This is a genomic window from Micromonospora sp. NPDC006766, from assembly GCF_040636055.1.
Classification (GTDB): domain Bacteria; phylum Actinomycetota; class Actinomycetes; order Mycobacteriales; family Micromonosporaceae; genus Micromonospora.
The window spans coordinates 1-15,191 of the sequence record NZ_JBEYIX010000014.1; the positions used below are offsets into that span (position 1 = coordinate 1).

At 70.9% G+C, this 15,191-nt stretch carries 11 protein-coding genes and 2 pseudogenes; 4 read left to right on the plus strand and 9 right to left on the minus strand.

The window, feature by feature from the left end:
• Positions 1 to 533: 533 nt before the first annotated feature.
• From ABZ671_RS15130 to ABZ671_RS15165, 8 genes and pseudogenes are all read right to left on the minus strand, one after another.
• Positions 534 to 1,136: pseudogene (locus tag ABZ671_RS15130) on the minus strand (SDR family oxidoreductase).
• The gene (locus tag ABZ671_RS15135; RefSeq protein ID WP_357857170.1) at positions 1,046 to 1,828 is read right to left on the minus strand and encodes a hypothetical protein; all 783 of its coding nucleotides are present in this window, start codon (positions 1,826 to 1,828) and stop codon (positions 1,046 to 1,048) included. Before ABZ671_RS15135 ends, ABZ671_RS15130 begins: the two are co-directional and overlap by 91 nt.
• The gene (locus tag ABZ671_RS15140) at positions 1,819 to 3,408 is read right to left on the minus strand and encodes a hypothetical protein (protein ID WP_357857173.1); all 1,590 of its coding nucleotides are present in this window, start codon (positions 3,406 to 3,408) and stop codon (positions 1,819 to 1,821) included. The genes ABZ671_RS15135 and ABZ671_RS15140 overlap by 10 nt, the downstream gene beginning before the upstream one ends.
• Positions 3,405 to 4,310 carry an ABC transporter ATP-binding protein gene (locus ABZ671_RS15145; protein ID WP_357857176.1) on the minus strand — a complete coding sequence of 302 codons (906 nt, stop codon included), beginning with the start codon at positions 4,308 to 4,310 and terminating at the stop codon, positions 3,405 to 3,407. Before ABZ671_RS15145 ends, ABZ671_RS15140 begins: the two co-directional genes overlap by 4 nt.
• The gene (locus ABZ671_RS15150) at positions 4,307 to 5,152 is read right to left on the minus strand and encodes a hypothetical protein (protein WP_357857179.1); all 846 of its coding nucleotides are present in this window, start codon (positions 5,150 to 5,152) and stop codon (positions 4,307 to 4,309) included. The genes ABZ671_RS15145 and ABZ671_RS15150 overlap by 4 nt, the downstream gene beginning before the upstream one ends.
• Complete coding sequence (locus ABZ671_RS15155) at positions 5,149 to 5,691, minus strand: RNA polymerase sigma factor (protein WP_357857182.1); 543 nt, start codon at positions 5,689 to 5,691, stop codon at positions 5,149 to 5,151. The genes ABZ671_RS15150 and ABZ671_RS15155 overlap by 4 nt, the downstream gene beginning before the upstream one ends.
• Before the next feature lie 99 nt (positions 5,692 to 5,790).
• The gene (locus ABZ671_RS15160) at positions 5,791 to 7,731 is read right to left on the minus strand and encodes an FtsX-like permease family protein (protein WP_357857185.1); all 1,941 of its coding nucleotides are present in this window, start codon (positions 7,729 to 7,731) and stop codon (positions 5,791 to 5,793) included.
• Positions 7,728 to 8,468, minus strand: coding sequence for an ABC transporter ATP-binding protein (locus ABZ671_RS15165; protein ID WP_357857188.1), 741 nt, complete (start codon positions 8,466 to 8,468; stop codon positions 7,728 to 7,730). Before ABZ671_RS15165 ends, ABZ671_RS15160 begins: the two co-directional genes overlap by 4 nt.
• A gap of 97 nt (positions 8,469 to 8,565) precedes the next feature.
• Between ABZ671_RS15165 and ABZ671_RS15170 the strand changes: the two genes are divergently transcribed.
• Entirely contained in the window at positions 8,566 to 9,822 is a 1,257-nt protein-coding gene (locus ABZ671_RS15170) for a sensor domain-containing protein (protein ID WP_357857191.1), read from the plus strand.
• Positions 9,823 to 9,830: 8 nt separating this feature from the next.
• Entirely contained in the window at positions 9,831 to 10,478 is a 648-nt protein-coding gene (locus ABZ671_RS15175) for a response regulator transcription factor (protein ID WP_357857454.1), read from the plus strand.
• 151 nt (positions 10,479 to 10,629) lie between these two features.
• Here ABZ671_RS15175 and ABZ671_RS15180 read toward each other — a convergent pair whose 3' ends face one another.
• A complete protein-coding gene (locus ABZ671_RS15180) occupies positions 10,630 to 11,382 on the minus strand; it encodes a gamma-glutamyl-gamma-aminobutyrate hydrolase family protein (protein ID WP_357857193.1) in 753 nt (250 codons plus the stop codon).
• A 182-nt stretch (positions 11,383 to 11,564) separates the two neighbouring features.
• Between ABZ671_RS15180 and ABZ671_RS15185 the strand changes: the two are divergent.
• Positions 11,565 to 13,340: pseudogene (locus ABZ671_RS15185) on the plus strand (AAA family ATPase); the annotation flags it as partial.
• A 61-nt stretch (positions 13,341 to 13,401) separates the two neighbouring features.
• Entirely contained in the window at positions 13,402 to 15,117 is a 1,716-nt protein-coding gene (locus ABZ671_RS15190) for a hypothetical protein (protein WP_357857197.1), read from the plus strand.
• The last annotated feature ends 74 nt before the right edge of the window (positions 15,118 to 15,191 follow it).

Here is a 15,191-nt window from a genome sequence, read left to right on the forward strand (position 1 = left end):
GTCCGGGTACTTACGAGGGGCGGGCACAGAGAACCTCCTGGTCAGGGCCTATAAGACCACGATCGAAAGTCTCCGAGTAACCGGGGGAACCTCACCTGTGGGCCTCGGCTCTGTTGTGTCGCGGCGGCGCATAGGTGTTGGGGCGGTCATGGTGGCCTTTCTCGGGGAGTCGGACGCGATCGGCCTGCGGTCCGTCTGCGTCTGCGTCCACCGTTCCAGCGGGGGTGGCGCGGGGCTATCGGGACCTACCCTGGCCGGCCCCTGATCGGCCCCTGATCCGGCTCGCTTCGGCCTCCGGGAGGCGGATGCGACGGGCGGGGTCCCGTAGCACGGTCAGGCAGGTGAACACGTCAAACCCGCGCTGGTGGTGGGGGGCCGGCGCTGCGGCCGGTCCAGTTCGACGACCAGCTCACCGGCATCTGCCAGGTGCCGGGCCAGGCCAGCGCCGTCGGCAGTCAGCGACCAGGGATCCTCGCGCTTTGGTGGGATTCGAGGCCCGACCTCGAATCCCACACCCTCAACCCCGCTTGAGATCAAGGCGTCGGCCCTGGGGTCAGAAACTTCGCGAGCAGGCCCGCATCCACGGAAATGCTGATCCCAGTGACGTACCGGGACTCCTCCGACGCCAACCAGAGCACCGCGTTGCTCACGTCCTCGGGCTCCACCCACGCCACCGGCAGCAGGGCCAGGCCGCCGAAGACCCGGGCCACGTCGTCGAGGGTCGGGTTCTCCACGCCGGGGATGTACGCCTTCAGCAGGCGTTCGTTCATCGCCATCTCGGTGTTGACCATCCCCGGGTTGACGGTGTTCACCCGGATGTTGTGCTTCCCCAGCTCGTTCGCGAGGGTGCCCATGAGTCCCTGGAGCCCGTGCTTCGACGCCGTGTAGTGGGCCTGGTTGAGAGCGCCGATGAGGCCGGCCGTGGAGCTGATGATGACGACAGATCCGCCGCGGCCGCGCTCGATCATTCCGGGCACGACGGCCTTGACCGTGTGTCAGGCACCAACGAGGTTGACCCCGAGGATGTCCTGCCACTGCTTGTCGGTCAGCTCCAGGGCGGGGCTCTGGTTCGCGATGCCGGCGTTCGAGACCAGGATGTCGATCCCGCTGAACTTCTCGGTCGCCTCGGCGACCACGGCATCAAGAGCATCCTGGTCCCGGCGCGCCGGACGCGGACCGTTCGTGGCGGCAGCGCGCCGAGCGCGAGACCGGTCACCGCGACAGCGCCGGCCGCGACGAGCAGGACGGCGAAGCGCCGGTGCGCCGCCGCCCACCCAGCCGGATCATCGACGGATGCCAGGAGGGCCAGCCGCTGCGGCAGCAGCGCCAGCGCGGCGGCGGCGACGAGCAGGGCGGGCGCGGCGACGGTCCCGCAGACGCCGCGTGGCGCCCGCGCCCAGCCGAGCACGGCGAACGCCAGGGCCAGCACCACCGCGGCGGCGGCCTCGAGCGTCAGATCGCGCACCGGCAGGGCCTCGCCGGTGCCCTCCTGGGCACCGGCGAGCGTGAGGGCGACCGCCATCGTCCATTCCGCTGCGGCGGCGACCAGCCCGGTGGTGGCACGGACGGCACCAGCGGCCCAGGCCGGTACGGCTGTCGTGGCGGTGCTGGGCTTCGCCGGATCGTCGAGGACGAATGCGACCCCGACGGCGAAGCAGAGCGCCGCGAGCCGAAGCAGGGTGACGAGGTTGTCGGGCCTGAGTACGGTGTCCAGCGCCGCCGGTACCGCCACGATCGCCAGGCCGACGCTCCCCGCGCCGAGCAGCGGCCCGCGCCGCATTGCCCGTAGGACTGGCCGCACGAGCGCGCCGAGCAGGTTCAGCCGCATGTGTGGCGCTCCTCAGCTGGCAGCGGCGGCGGGACCGGCACGCCGAACAGCTCGCCGACCCGTTCCACCGGCGTCTGCGGCGCGACCAGCTCGGACCAGTGCTCGGCCACCGTCCGGGCGACCTCGTCGCGGGGGCGCTCCAGCAGCGCGAGGCCGGGGGCGGCGTCGCGGTCGGGCACGCCGATACCGGCGTTGAACCCGACGAGGTCGAACGGCAACGCGCCCGAGCTGAAACGGTCCAGCTCGCGGAGCCCGTCGCCGGAGCGTGCCGTGGCCTGCCCAGCGAGCCAGACCAGGATCGCGCCCCGCGCGCCGCAGATCGACCACTCGTCGCGGGCCGCATGCCCGGCCAGCAGACGGTAGGCCACCGCCCCTGCGAGCACCGCCTCGTCCCGCGCCGATCCCCAGGTGGTATCCGTTGTCACCGCCTCTGGCGTGCCCGCTGCGGCGTCGGCCTCAGCCCACCGGGTCGCCCGCGCCGTGTCGGCGGCGGAACTGGACAACGCGCCGGCGACCGGGTAGCCGTACGCCCACACTCGCTGCCGCACCGCCAGCGGCGGCCCGGTGCGGGCCGTCGCCGGCACCAGCTCGAGCACGCCCTGCACGACCTCGTCCCAGCCCGCGATCCACGGCGTGAAGTCGTTGAACGCGCAGTACGTGACGCCATTGCGCACCTGGCAGGTCTGCATCGGCGCCGGGTCGGCCGTGGCCGCGATCCGTGCCTGGCGTGCCGCGTCGTCGGGGACGAGCTGCGCCACGCCGCCGGCAACCGCCACCGCGGCGGCGGTCACCAGGGCGACCACGATCCGCCGTCCCCGGGCCCCGGACCGGGTCAGCGCGGCGACCGCGAGCACGGCGACGATTCCGGCCAGGTATGTCAGATGCCGCCAGGACGGCCGGGTGGATAGCTCGGCCGGCACTGCGAAGGGCAGGTCGGGGAACATGACCGGCAGCAAACGCCACCTTGCCTCGGTCAGCACCGCGACCATCGCGGCGGCGAGCGAGGCCACGGCCATGGCGAGGACGGCGAGCGGGGCGGCCACGGCCGAGCGGACCAGCCGTGCGAGCAGGACACCGAATGCGCCGAGCAGGACCGCCAGCACCGGGGTGGTGAGCAGCTCGGCCGGGTCGGGTAGCCCGGCGGCACCTGGCTGCAGGGCGGCCCCGCCGACCACGATGCCGACGAGGACGCCGACCGCCGCCCCGTACGGCAGCAGCGCCAGCAGGAACCCGCCGGTGCGCCACGGGGCGGGCAGCACCAGCACGTCGTACAGCCGGTCGGTGCGGTGACGGTACGCGCGCAGCACGCCGAGGTTGGCCACCACCATCGCCGCGCCGCCGAACAGCAGCAGGCCGAAGATCTGCACTGAGATCGCCGCGTCCGCCGGCACGGGATAGCGGTTGGCGCCGCCGGACAGCTGGCCATAGATCCAGGGACCGAGGAACAGCACAGCGGCGGCGATCGACACCGGGTGGCGCAGCATCCGGATCGACTCGACGCGGGCCAGGGCCAGCATCGCGCGCCACGGCGTGCCGGTCACCGGTGCCGCCACCTGCGGGTCGGCGAGGAGGGCGGTCACCGGTCGCCGCCCTGCGGCCGGGCGTCGTGCCCACCGGCGAGGTCGACCAGCGTCAGGTAACCGTCCTCGATCGTCGGTGCCAGCAGCTCGGCACCGGGTGGCGGATCACCGACGTGCCGGTACAGGCCGGTGCCGGTCCGCCACGACGCGAGCGCGGCCGGCTCCCGACGGGCGCTGGTCCAGACTCGGCCGTCGGCGAGCGCGGTGAGGTCGGCCGGGCTGCCGGTGAAGCGCACCGCGCCGTGATCGACGACGACCACCTCCCGGCACAGCGACATCACGTCCTCGGTCTGGTGCGTCGACAACAACACCGTCCGGCCATCGCCCAGCTCGGCGAACAGTTCCCGGAATCGCATGCGCTGCTCCGGGTCGAGCCCGACGGTCGGCTCGTCGAGGATGAGCAGGGCCGGGTCGCCCACCAGCGCGGCGGCCAGCGCGACCCGTTGCCGCATCCCGCCGGACAGGGCCCGGATCCGGGTATGCCGCTGCCCGTCCAGGCCAACCGCGGCGACGACCCGCCGCACCTCCGTGTGCCGCTCCCGCCGCCGGTCGAGCTCCTTGAGAATCGCGACGTAGTCGACGAACTCGAAGACGGTGAAGCCGGAGTGGAAGCCCGGGTCCTGGGGCAGGTAGCCGAGGCGGCGGCGGACGGCCAGCCGGCCCGGGCCGGTGCGCAGGTCGTGCCCGAACACGGTCAGCTGCCCCGCGTCGGGGCTGAGCGCGGTGGCGAGGATCCGCAGCAGCGTCGTCTTGCCCGCGCCGTTGGGGCCGAGCAGACCGGTGACGCCCGTACCGAACGTGAGCGAGACGCCGTCGAGGGCGGTCGTCCGGCCGTACCGCAGGGTCAGACCAGTCGCGCGGACGGCGACGCCGGTGTCGGGGGTGACCGCGTCGACGGTCATCGGAACCTCCTGATGGTGATGGTGCCGGACAGCGGACGGGTAATGTCGAACGCGGACGTCCGCCGGGCGAGCACGGCCGCGGAAAGGACCACGGCACCGGCGAGCGCGGCCTGGCCCCCGGCGGTGAACAGGGCACCGGCGGCCCCGGCGAACAGCGCCGCCCAGCCAGCCCCGACCGCAGACACCGCCGCGACCGAGCCGAGCCGGGGCGACAGCAACAGCGCAACCACCGTGAGGACCAGCGACGGCAGGAACCAGCCCGCCGCCCGCGCGCCCACATCGGGCAGCGCCAGGCTGGCCCCGGCGCACAGCACCGTGTTGGCCGACAGGACCACCACGCACCGCAGCATGAGCAACCGGAACGCGTGAAACGGCGCCACGACCGTGATCTCGTGGGTCGGGTCGATCCCGGGCCCGAACGACGCGGCCACGCCGGCCAGCGGCAGCAGCGGCGCGACGGCCAGGAACACCAGCGGCCCGGCGAGGTTGGCGGTCACCGCCGTCATGGCGAGCGTCAGCGCCACCGCGCCGAGCCAGGACAGGCGCAGGGCCGGGGTAGCGGCGAGCAACCGGGCAGTGTGGTCCGGCACGCGAGCGCCGAGAAGGAGCCGCTCGAACGGGCCCGGCACCGGCGCGTCGAGCTCGGCATCGACTCGCGCCCAGCCCTCCTCGACGAGGGCCGGTCCGGCCAGCGCGGTGAGGCGGGTGCGGCAGCCGGCACACGCGTTCAGGTGCGCCTCGACCGACCACGAGGCAGGCGCGGCGAGCGTCCGTGCGGCATAACGCGCGAGGTCCTCACCCGGGACATGCCAGGCGCGGGCGGTGGGCTCGGGTGTAGTCATGCCAACTCCTGCCGCAGTTGCCGACGGGCACGCATCGCCCGCGTCTTGACGGTGCCAGGCGGGATGCCGAGCAGGACGGCGGCCTCGGCGGTGGTGAGCCCATCGAGGACGGTCGCCTGCATGACCGCCCGCAGCTCAGGGGAGAGCCGGCCGAGCGCACCGGCGAGGTTGCCGTGCTCGACGCCGTACAGCACCTGGTCCTCGGCCGAGGGCTCGTCGCGGCCGCGAAGCCGGGCGAGCACGCGGCCGAGGCGGTCTCGGGAACTGTGCCGCCGCAGCGCATCCACCAGCCGCCGGGACCCGATCCGCCACAGCCACCCGGCGACGTCGCCGCGCTCGCGGTATCGAGCGGCGCCGCCGCGCCACAGGTCGAGGAACGTCTCCTGTACGACGTCATCGACCAGGGCCTCGTCGGCGCACCGGTAGCGCAGCCGCAGCACCAGCCACGCGGCGTGACGGCGGTAGAACGCCTCGAACGCCGTCCGGTCGCCAGCGGCGGTCAGCGCCAGCAGGTCGGCGTCGCTACGGGTATCGCTCACGCCTCATCATCGGACGGGACCGCCCCGACGGTTCACGGCGCTGCCCAACCCGGGCTGTTACCCGCGCGCTGTCGGCCCACGATCTTTCGACGAACCCGGTCATGATGTCGTAGCCCGCTTCTGGAGACCTACTGCACCTGCTATGGCTGCTGCCAGGGCGAGGCCGACGCAGGCCATAACAATCGCGATCAGTGGGAGCCATGGAGTGGTCATCGGGACATCTACTCCAGTGTCGGCGAGGTCGGCGGTAACTGTTCGGCGGACGAGCCAGCCGAGGAATGCGGTGGTGAGCCCGCCGAGGACCAGACCGGCGCCGGTGATGAGTGCGGCTTGCCAGAGCGCGGTACGACGCAACTGGTCGCGTGTGGCGCCGAGTAGGCCGAGTGCTTGGTGCTGTCTGCGTCGTTGGGTGGCGCCGATGAGGGTGGCGTTGACCACGGCGATGGCGGCGTAGAAGCCGGCGGGGCCGAGCAGGATGGTGAGTCCGAAGTTGTTGCTGCGCCGGACTTGGTCGGTGACGTCGGTGATCCATTCCTCTGCTGTTAGTAGTTGGCTGTCGGTGCCGGCCAGGGCTCGGCTGACAGCTGTCATCGCCGCGCCAGTTTCGGTACCTGGTTCGGGGACGACGAACAGTTCGTCGGCCGGTGCGTTGTCGAGGTCCTCGGCGACGAGGTCGGCGGGTAGGAGGATGTCGCCGTAAAGGTCGGGAGCGGCAGGCACGACGGCGACGACCGTCAGGTCGACCATGTGGCCGTTGACGCGGGCCTTGAGGTGGCCGCCGAGCCCGGTGCCGCTGTCGATCACCTGGGTTTCGGAGACCGCGGCGGCGGTCCCGTGAAGGTCGCCGAGGCTGCCCTTCGTGGCGTGCAGCCCCCGAGCCACAGTCGCGGTGGTGACATCGATGGCGTCGACCTCCAGACGTTCGTGGCCGTCGTCGCCGAACAGCACGGTGAAGCGGCGGCGGGCGTCGACCAGCTTCACGGAGGGGTCTGCTGTCAACTTGGCGGCGGCCTCATGCTCGTGCCCGGCGCCGGGGCGGACGACCAGGGGTGCGTGGAGTTGGGCGCGGTCCTGGGCGGATGTCCAGTCGGCGGTGAAGCTCAGGGCGAGCAACATCGAGCCGGCTATGGCCGAGATCGCGATGACGGGCGCGGCGACCGATGTGGTGGTGCGTACGGCGGCGCGCAGTTCGTCGCGGGCCAACCGGGCGGCGACGTCGTGGCTGGAGAAGGGGAGGGCCAGGAGCGCTGCGAGTCGTGGGACGAGCAGGGTGCCGAAGCACATGAGTGCGATGACGATGACTTCGGGCAGCAGGACGGAAGCCACTAGCGCGAAGAGCGGCTCCGCGTGCTGGGTCAGGACGGTTGCGGTGAGCACGGTGGCGAGGCAGAGGGTGCCGACGAGCAGTTGCGGGATGCTGGGGCGGCTGCGTTCGATGGCTGCCTCGCGCAGCGCCGCGGACGGTGGGATTTTGGCGGCCCGACGGGAGGAGCGCCAGGCTCCCAGTAGCGCTACGACTATTCCGCTGGGGGCGGCGATCGCCCAGGCCAGCCACGCCGCAGGGGCGACCAGATGGAGGTCGGTGAGGCCGATGCGGCGGATCAGGTCGAGAACGGGCGCTGCCAGGGGTGTTGCTATGAGGCATCCGATGATGACGGCCCCGGCGGCAACGACGACCGACTCGCCGAGGACGAGGCGGCGCACCTGAGGCCCGGTGGCGCCGATGAGTCTCAGGAGTCCTAGTTCGCGGCGGCGGGTGGCGACGACGAATCCGAAGGTGCTGCCGACGACGAAGATTGCCATGAACAGTGAGATCGCCGACATGATGCCGAACATCGAGGTCAGATCGTCGAGTTGGTGGTGCTGCTCCTGGGTCGCCCTGCTGCCGAGGTCGGTGAGGGTGGCGTCGACCGAGCCGATCAGATTGACAGTGGTCGCGATCAGGACGACGCCGCTTGCGAGGGCGACGAAGGCGCCGAGATAGGCGGGCCAAGAAGTGCGGACGGTCTGGCGGGAGAGCCGGCTCATCGCAGGGTTCATCGCTGCTCCAGATCGTTCATGTGCCGGGCGATGGCGGCGGCGTCGGCGCGGTGGAGTCTGCCGACGGTCTGTCCGTCGGCGAGGAAGAGCGTTTCGTCGGCGTAGGAGGCGGCGAGGGGGTCGTGGGTCACCATCACGACGGTCTGTCCGCCGTCGGCCAGGGCACGGAGCAGCGCAAGGACTTCGCGGCCGGTGTTGCGGTCGAGTGCACCGGTGGGTTCGTCGGCGAAGATGACGTCGGGAGTGCCGTGGAGAGCGCGAGCAATCGCGACCCGTTGCTGCTGGCCGCCGGAGAGCTCGGGGGGCCGCCGCTTCGCCAGATCCCGCAGCCCGACCCGATCCAGCGCGTCGGTCACCGCCGCCCTGTCGACCGGCAGTCCCGCGAGCCTGGCCGGCAGGGCGACGTTGTCGAAGGCCGTCAGGGCATCGAGCAGGTTGTAGGACTGGAAGATGAACGCCATCGAGGTCCGCCGGAATTTCGTCAAGGCGGTCTCGCTGAGGCTGTCCAGAGCCGTGCCGCCGATGGTCACCCGTCCGTGGTTGGGCCTGTCGAGTCCGGCTGCGAGTTGAAGCAGGGTGGACTTCCCGGAGCCGGAGGGACCCATGATCGCGGTGTAGCTACCGCGAGCGAAGGCGTGGGTGAAGCCGTGCAGTGCGTGAACGCTGCCCGCGCGGGAGCGGTACGTGCGGGTCACGCTTTCGAGCGCGACAGCCGGTGCCGTCAATGTCTGGGTCATGCGTCCAGTCCAGCGAGTCCGCGAGTCTCGCACACTGGCTCACGCGCGACATCCGGGGTAGCGGTGGCGCTACCGTGACACCTTCTACGCTGGTGAAGTGAGCCTCCACGCCGACGCCTGGTCCGCTGTACGCGGTAGGCCATGGCGTTTCCTGATCTCGGCCTGGCCGTGGAGGTCTCTGATCTACCTCGTCTCGACGGTGCCGCTCGGGATCGGCGTGCTCCTGGTGCTCGCGGCGGTCATCGGCCTTGGGGTCCTGACCGCCGTGATCGTGGTCGGACTCCTGTTGCTGGCCAGCGTGCCCCTGGTGACAACCGTCATCGCGGAGATCGAGCGGGCTCGGCTCCGGCTGGTGCTTCCGCAGCCGTCTGGCGGCGAGCATCCGACGCTACGGGAACGGCTGCGCACCTGGCGCACCGTCCCGGTCTCGTGGTCCGAGATCGGCTATGCCGTCCTCCTCGCGACGGTCGGGTGGCTCGTCGACGCCGTCGTGCTGACGCTGGCGATCACGACCCCGATCGTCCTGATCCTCGCGCCTGTCCTATTTCGTTACGAAGCGGTGGAGATATATGGCTGGCGGATCGACACTGCCGCTGAGGCCTGGCCCGCCGTGGCGGTCGGCGTCCTGGCCCTCGCCGTCGCCGCTTATCTGGTGACCCTACTTGCCAGCGGCCAGGCCGCGCTCACCCGGCTCCTTCTCGATCCACCTGAGGCGCGGCTGGTCACCGCGGTCACCGAACTGCGCCGCTCCCGCGCCGGACTCGTCGACGCCTTCGAGGAGGAGCGCCGCCGCATCGAGCGTGACCTGCACGACGGCGCACAGCAACGCCTCGTCGCTCTCACCATGACGCTCGGGCGGGCCGAGCTCGAACTGGACGACGGCCCTGCGCTCGACCTGATCACCAGGGCCCACACCCTCGCCGAGGATGCTTTGGAGGACCTGCGGGCCACCGTGCGTGGCATCCATCCCCAGGTGCTCACCGACCACGGACTCGCCGCCGCGATTCACGAGCTGGCCGACCGCTCCCCGGTCCCGGTCGACACCGACCTCCACCTGGCGGGGCGACTTCCCGCACGAGTAGAGACCGCGGCATATTTCCTCGTCAGCGAGGCATTGACCAACGTCGCCCGCCACTCCGGCGCCCGTAACGCCCAGGTGCACGCCTGGGTGGTCGGCAACACGCTGACCGTGACCGTTGTCGATGACGGCCAGGGTGGTGTCGACCCCGCCCGAGGGTCCGGGCTTGCCGGACTCGCCGCCCGCATCGACGCCATTGACGGCACCCTCGACATCACCAGCCCGCCCGGAGGCCCGACCCACGTGAGAATGACATGCCCGATCAGCCTGACGTGAAAAAGCCTCTGAGAATCGTGATCGCGGAGGATGCGGCACTCCTGCGGGAAGGGCTCGTCGGAATACTGGAGAAGGCCGGCCACCAGGTCATCGCCGCGGTCGCGGACGCCGACGCACTGCTCGTCTACACCGCCAACCAACAGCCCGACGTCGTCATCACCGACATCCGCATGCCGCCGACCCACACCGACGAAGGACTCCGCGCCGCCGTCACCATCCGCGCCCAGTACCCCGACATCGCGGTCGTCCTCCTGTCCGCGTACATCGCCGAGGCTTACGTCACCGATCTGCTCGAGTCCACCACGGGCGGCGGGCTTGGCTACCTCCTCAAGGACCGAGTCAGCCACGTCCGCGACTTCCTCGACAATCTCGATCGCGTGACCGCAGGCGGCACGGTCATCGACCCCGACGTCGTTCGCCACCTCGTCACCCGACGACGCAACGACGGTCCGCTGGCCACGCTCACCCCACGCGAGCGCGAGGTTCTCGCATTGATGGCTGAGGGTTACACCAACCCCACCATCGCCGAGTACCTCGTCGTCAGCGAGGCGGCCGTCCGCAAACACGTCGGCAACATCTTCGCCAAGCTCGATCTCGACCCCGACTCCGACCGCCGCGTCTCGGCCGTGCTCACCTACCTGCGAGGCGCGTCGTGATCGTCCGAAATTACGCGATGGCGGTGGCGGCACGGCGGGAGTTCGGCACGGCGGTGGGCCTCGGCGAGGGCGAGCGGTCAGCCATCCGTGCGGCCACCTTGCTGTTGCAACCGCCGACGACGCCCGAAAAATGTCGGCAACTCCCGCACCATCACTCGAGAGCCGGCACCTGGGCGGGAGACCTGTCGAGCCCGGGCACGGGCCGGCCGGCAAAATCCTGAAGGAAGTGGTCCATGAGCCGGAAGGCTTCGGTACGCGCTACGGCCTCTCTGGTCGAGGTCTCCGCGATCAGGGCATCCGGATCGACGCCGATCTGCCGCGCGTGCGCCGCGCCGCCGACGGCCATCCACTCGGCGAGCAGGTCGGCGGTGGCTTCGGGGTGGAATTGCAGGCCGAGGCTACGTCCGATGCTGAACGCCTGCGGACCGACTTCCGTGCGGGCGATCTCCCGGGCGTCAGGCGGCAGGATGCACCGGTCGGAATGCGACTCCAGCCACGGGCCAGGTGGGATCAATTCCGGCTCGTCACTGTCGATCACCGTCCAGCCGAGTTCGGTTCGCGGTGCCCGCTCGACCCCCCCGCCCAGTGCCGCGGCGAGCGCCTGTGCGCCGAAACAGATTCCCAGTACGGGTACCTCGGACGCGTGCGCCGCGCGTAGGAACGTCAACTCCGACGTGATCCACGGGTCGATCCGGTCGGTGTCGTAGACCGACCAGGGTGCGCCGAAGCAGATCACCGCATCCCATTCCGTCGGGTCGGGAAAGGTCACAGAAACCGACGGTGAGTCGAACCGTTCCTCGGGAACCACCATGAACCGGGTGGCCTCATGGCCGCAGGCGCGGAGGTACTCGCCCACGAAACCGGGCCGCGACGTGTGGTCGTGGCCGACCAGGAGGGTGCGCATAATTCGCAGGATAGGCGTCGGGCGCCAAGGCCGTCGGCCGTGCGCTTCGCAACGGTCACCGTGCGTTGCCCGCTACGGCCGGTCGGGCGCTACCGCGCTCCCGACCACAAACGTTACCCTTGGTCCAAGCCATTGACCGTCCACGGAGGATCACGCATCGATCCTCGGCCGGGGGTGCGACCATGACGAGCAGGCGTACCTCTGAACTCAGTCTCGGTGCACTTGTCATCGGGCTGCTGATCGGCTTCGGAACGAATCTGCTGACGGCCGACCCGGAACACTGGCCCAGGTTTCTCCGGCCCATCAGCGACTACGCCGCCGTCTGGACCATCGCGCTGGTCGCTGGCATTGTGGCCGCGAGATTCTTCGACGTGTGGCGGTCCCGCCGTAATCACCCCTGGACCAGCCAGGCCAATCCATATCCGGGGCTCGAGGCATATGGGCCCGAACGTGCCGCCGTGTTCTTCGGCCGGGACGAGGACGTGGCCGCGTTGGTCGAGCGGGTGTCACACCGGTCCAAGGAGACAGCACACCGCTTCGTACCGGTCGTCGGGCCTTCTGGCAGCGGCAAGTCATCTCTCGTGCAGGCGGGGGTGGTCCCCGCCCTGATCCGCCACCCTGGTTGGGTCACGATCGGACCGGTCCTGCCTGGCTCGGACCCGGTGACCGGTCTGGCCGCTGCCTTCGGCGGCGACGTACGCGGGCTGGCCGACGAGCTTCGCCAAGAGTCCAGGCAGGCGCTGGAAGCGGCCCTACACGCCACGACTCGTTACCGGCCCCAGGCCCTGTGCGCAGCGGCTCGTTCCTTGGCCAGGGGCAACGCTCGACTGCTCCTCGTCGTCGATCAGTTGGAGGAATGCGTCTCGCTGTGCGACGCCGAACAGCGGAATGCCTTCCTCGCGCTGCTCGACGCGTGGCTGGGGGCCGACCCCCGTGGCATCGTGATCGCCACCCTGCGGGTCGAGTTCCTCGGAACGTTTCAGCAGGGGCCGGCGGCCCGGCTGTTCGCCCTGCCGTTCGGCCTCGGCCTGCTGGACGCCAGCGGCCTACGGAAGGTGATCACCGGCCCAGCCGAGGCGAGCGGAGTGCGCTTGGAAAGCGGGCTGGTGGACCGCATGGTCAGCGACGCGTCGGGCAGCGACGCGCTGCCCTTGCTCGGCTACGTGCTGGAGGAACTCTACGACCGGCACCGTGCCAGCGGTCGGATCACCGTCGCGGACTACCTCGACGCCGGTGACGTGGCCGGGGCGATCACCCGGCACGCCGACCGGGTTTTGGACTCACTCAATCCCCGGTACGGACGCGCACCCGTCCTTGAGACCCTCCTCCGGTTCGTGACCTGGCAGGGCGCGGAGCCGACCCGCCGCCGGGTGGCTCGGGATGAGCTTGACGAGGCGGCTCTGGACGTGGTGGAGCAGTTCCGGGACGCCCGGCTGATGGTCGACACCGGGGACAGTTTCGACCTCGCCCACGAGGCTCTGCTTCGGCAGTGGGAACCGCTGGCCCATGTGGTGCGTGCTCGCGAGGCGGAGCTGCGCCGTCGTACCGAACTCCTGCCACTCGCCGTGATCTGGGACCGGAACCACCGGCGGGACGGCTACCTGTTGTTCGGCGACTACCTGCGCCACGCCCGCGAGGTGATGGCGAACGAGAGCATCTCGCCCCTGGTACGCGCCTTCGTCCAGGCGTCGCTGCGTGCCGAGACCTTCCGGCAGCGACGTCTCGCCGACCAGTTGGCCGAGCGGTCCCTGCGGGTACGTGACGAGGACCCGCGACTCGCGCTGGCGCTGGCGTACGCGGCAGTCACCGAGTGTGCGCCGACGCCCTCCGCCGGCCATGCCTTACGTCTTGCGCTGCGTCATCGGATGAAGGTGACGCTGCGGGGGCACCAGGACTGGGTCCGGTCGGTGGCCTGGTCGGCCGACGGCAGGCTCGCCTCAGCCTGTGACGACGCCACCATACGGATCTGGCTCGTCGAGGACGGCGAGACCCAGTTGCTCCTGCGCCCACCGTGGCTGGGTGCGCTCGTTGGCCTGGGCGCCGGACGGTCGACTGGCCAGCGGGGGCGAGGACGGCACGATCCGCATCTGGACCGGCACCGGGACTCCTGTCACGGTGCTGACCCACCACGACGGCCCGGTCCGCACCGTTGCCTGGGCGCCGGATGGTCGTCTCGCCAGCGGGGGCGAGGACGGCACGATCCGCATCTGGACCGGCACCGGGACTCCTGTCACGGTACTGACCCACCACGACGGCCCGGTCCGCACCGTTGCCTGGGCGCCAGACGGTCGACTCGCCAGCGGCGGCCACGACGGCATGGTGTACGAGTGGCCCGGGGATCCGGACCTGCCGGTGCTCACCGGCCGCCACAACGGGCGGGTGCGTTCGGTGGCGTGGTCCGCCGAGGGACGACTCGCATCCGCCGGCGACGACGGCCTGATCCGGCTGTGGCAGGCCGACCGTGACGCCCTTGAGTTGCGGGGCCACGTCGGCGCGGTGCGCAGTGTCGCCTGGTCTTCCACCGGAAGGCTGGCCTCCGGCGGCGAGGACTCCACCGTACGGCGGTGGGATCCGGATGAATGGACTGCGCAGGTGTTCACCGGACACCGCGACTGGGTTCGGTCGGTGGCGTGCTCACCCGGGACGGAGTTGGCCTCCGCGGGCAGTGACGGCACGATCCGGGTGTGGCAGACCGGCGCCGACGACGAGTCGGGTGAGTCGGTGTACCAGGGCCACGGCGGCTGGGTCCGATCGGTGTCGTGGTCACCGACCGGCGAACTCGCCACGACAGGCACGGACGGTGTCATCCGGATCCGCACTGCCGGGCGTCCGGACCTGGTCCGAACGCTCGTCGGACATGACGGACCGGCTCGGTCGTTGGCCTGGTCCGCCACCGGCACGCTGGCATCCTGCGGGGACGACGGCACGGTCAGGGTGTGGGGGACGGATGACACGCCGGAAGCTGTGCTCACCGGTCACCGCGGTACGGTCCGCGCGGTCGCCTGGTCGGTCGACGGGATGCTCGCTTCCGGCGGGGACGACCAGACCGTACGGGTCTGGGACGTCGCGCGTCGAACGGCGCGTGTCCTGCGTATCCCCGGCGCGGGAGTGCGCTCGGTGGCATGGGCGCCGTCCGGGAAACTGGCGTCCGCGAATGCCGACGGCGTGGTGCGAGTCTGGGACCTGAGTCGGCCAGACGAGCCCCTGCTGCTGACCGGCAACGAGGGACTCGTGTGGTGGGTGGCCTGGTCCCCGGACGGGCGATTGGCTTCGGCGGGGGCGGACGGGATGATTCGGATCTGGGCTCCGGCCCTGGATGCGACGCCGACGGTGCTGGTTGGCCATCGGGGTGCGGTGGGTTCGGTGGCCTGGCACGGTGACGATCTGCTCGCTTCCGCAGGCGACGACAGCTGCGTACGCGTGTGGGAGCCCGCGACAGCCAGCGAGCCTCTCATGCTGTCTGGGCACCGTGGGCCGGTCGGCACGGTCGCCTTTTCGCGATGCGGACAGCTCGCGTCTGGTGGCGTCGACGGAACTGCCCGCGTGTGGGATCTCACCCAGCCCGTCGCCGACCTGCTCGCCGAGGCCGAGCGGCGCCACGTGCGACCGTTGACCAGGGAGGAACGCGATCGCTTCCTGGTCGGCTCCTCGCACCGCGATGTCGCGTCGCCTGTCGGTGACCCGGTGATCCCTGCCGTGGTGAGCGAAGAAAGTCAGTCGACGGGCGGCCGGTAGGCGGCTCGTACGGCGGTAAAGAGCTGGAGCGGGCACCACACCCGTCGCATGCGGGGAGGCATCGAGGGCCGCAG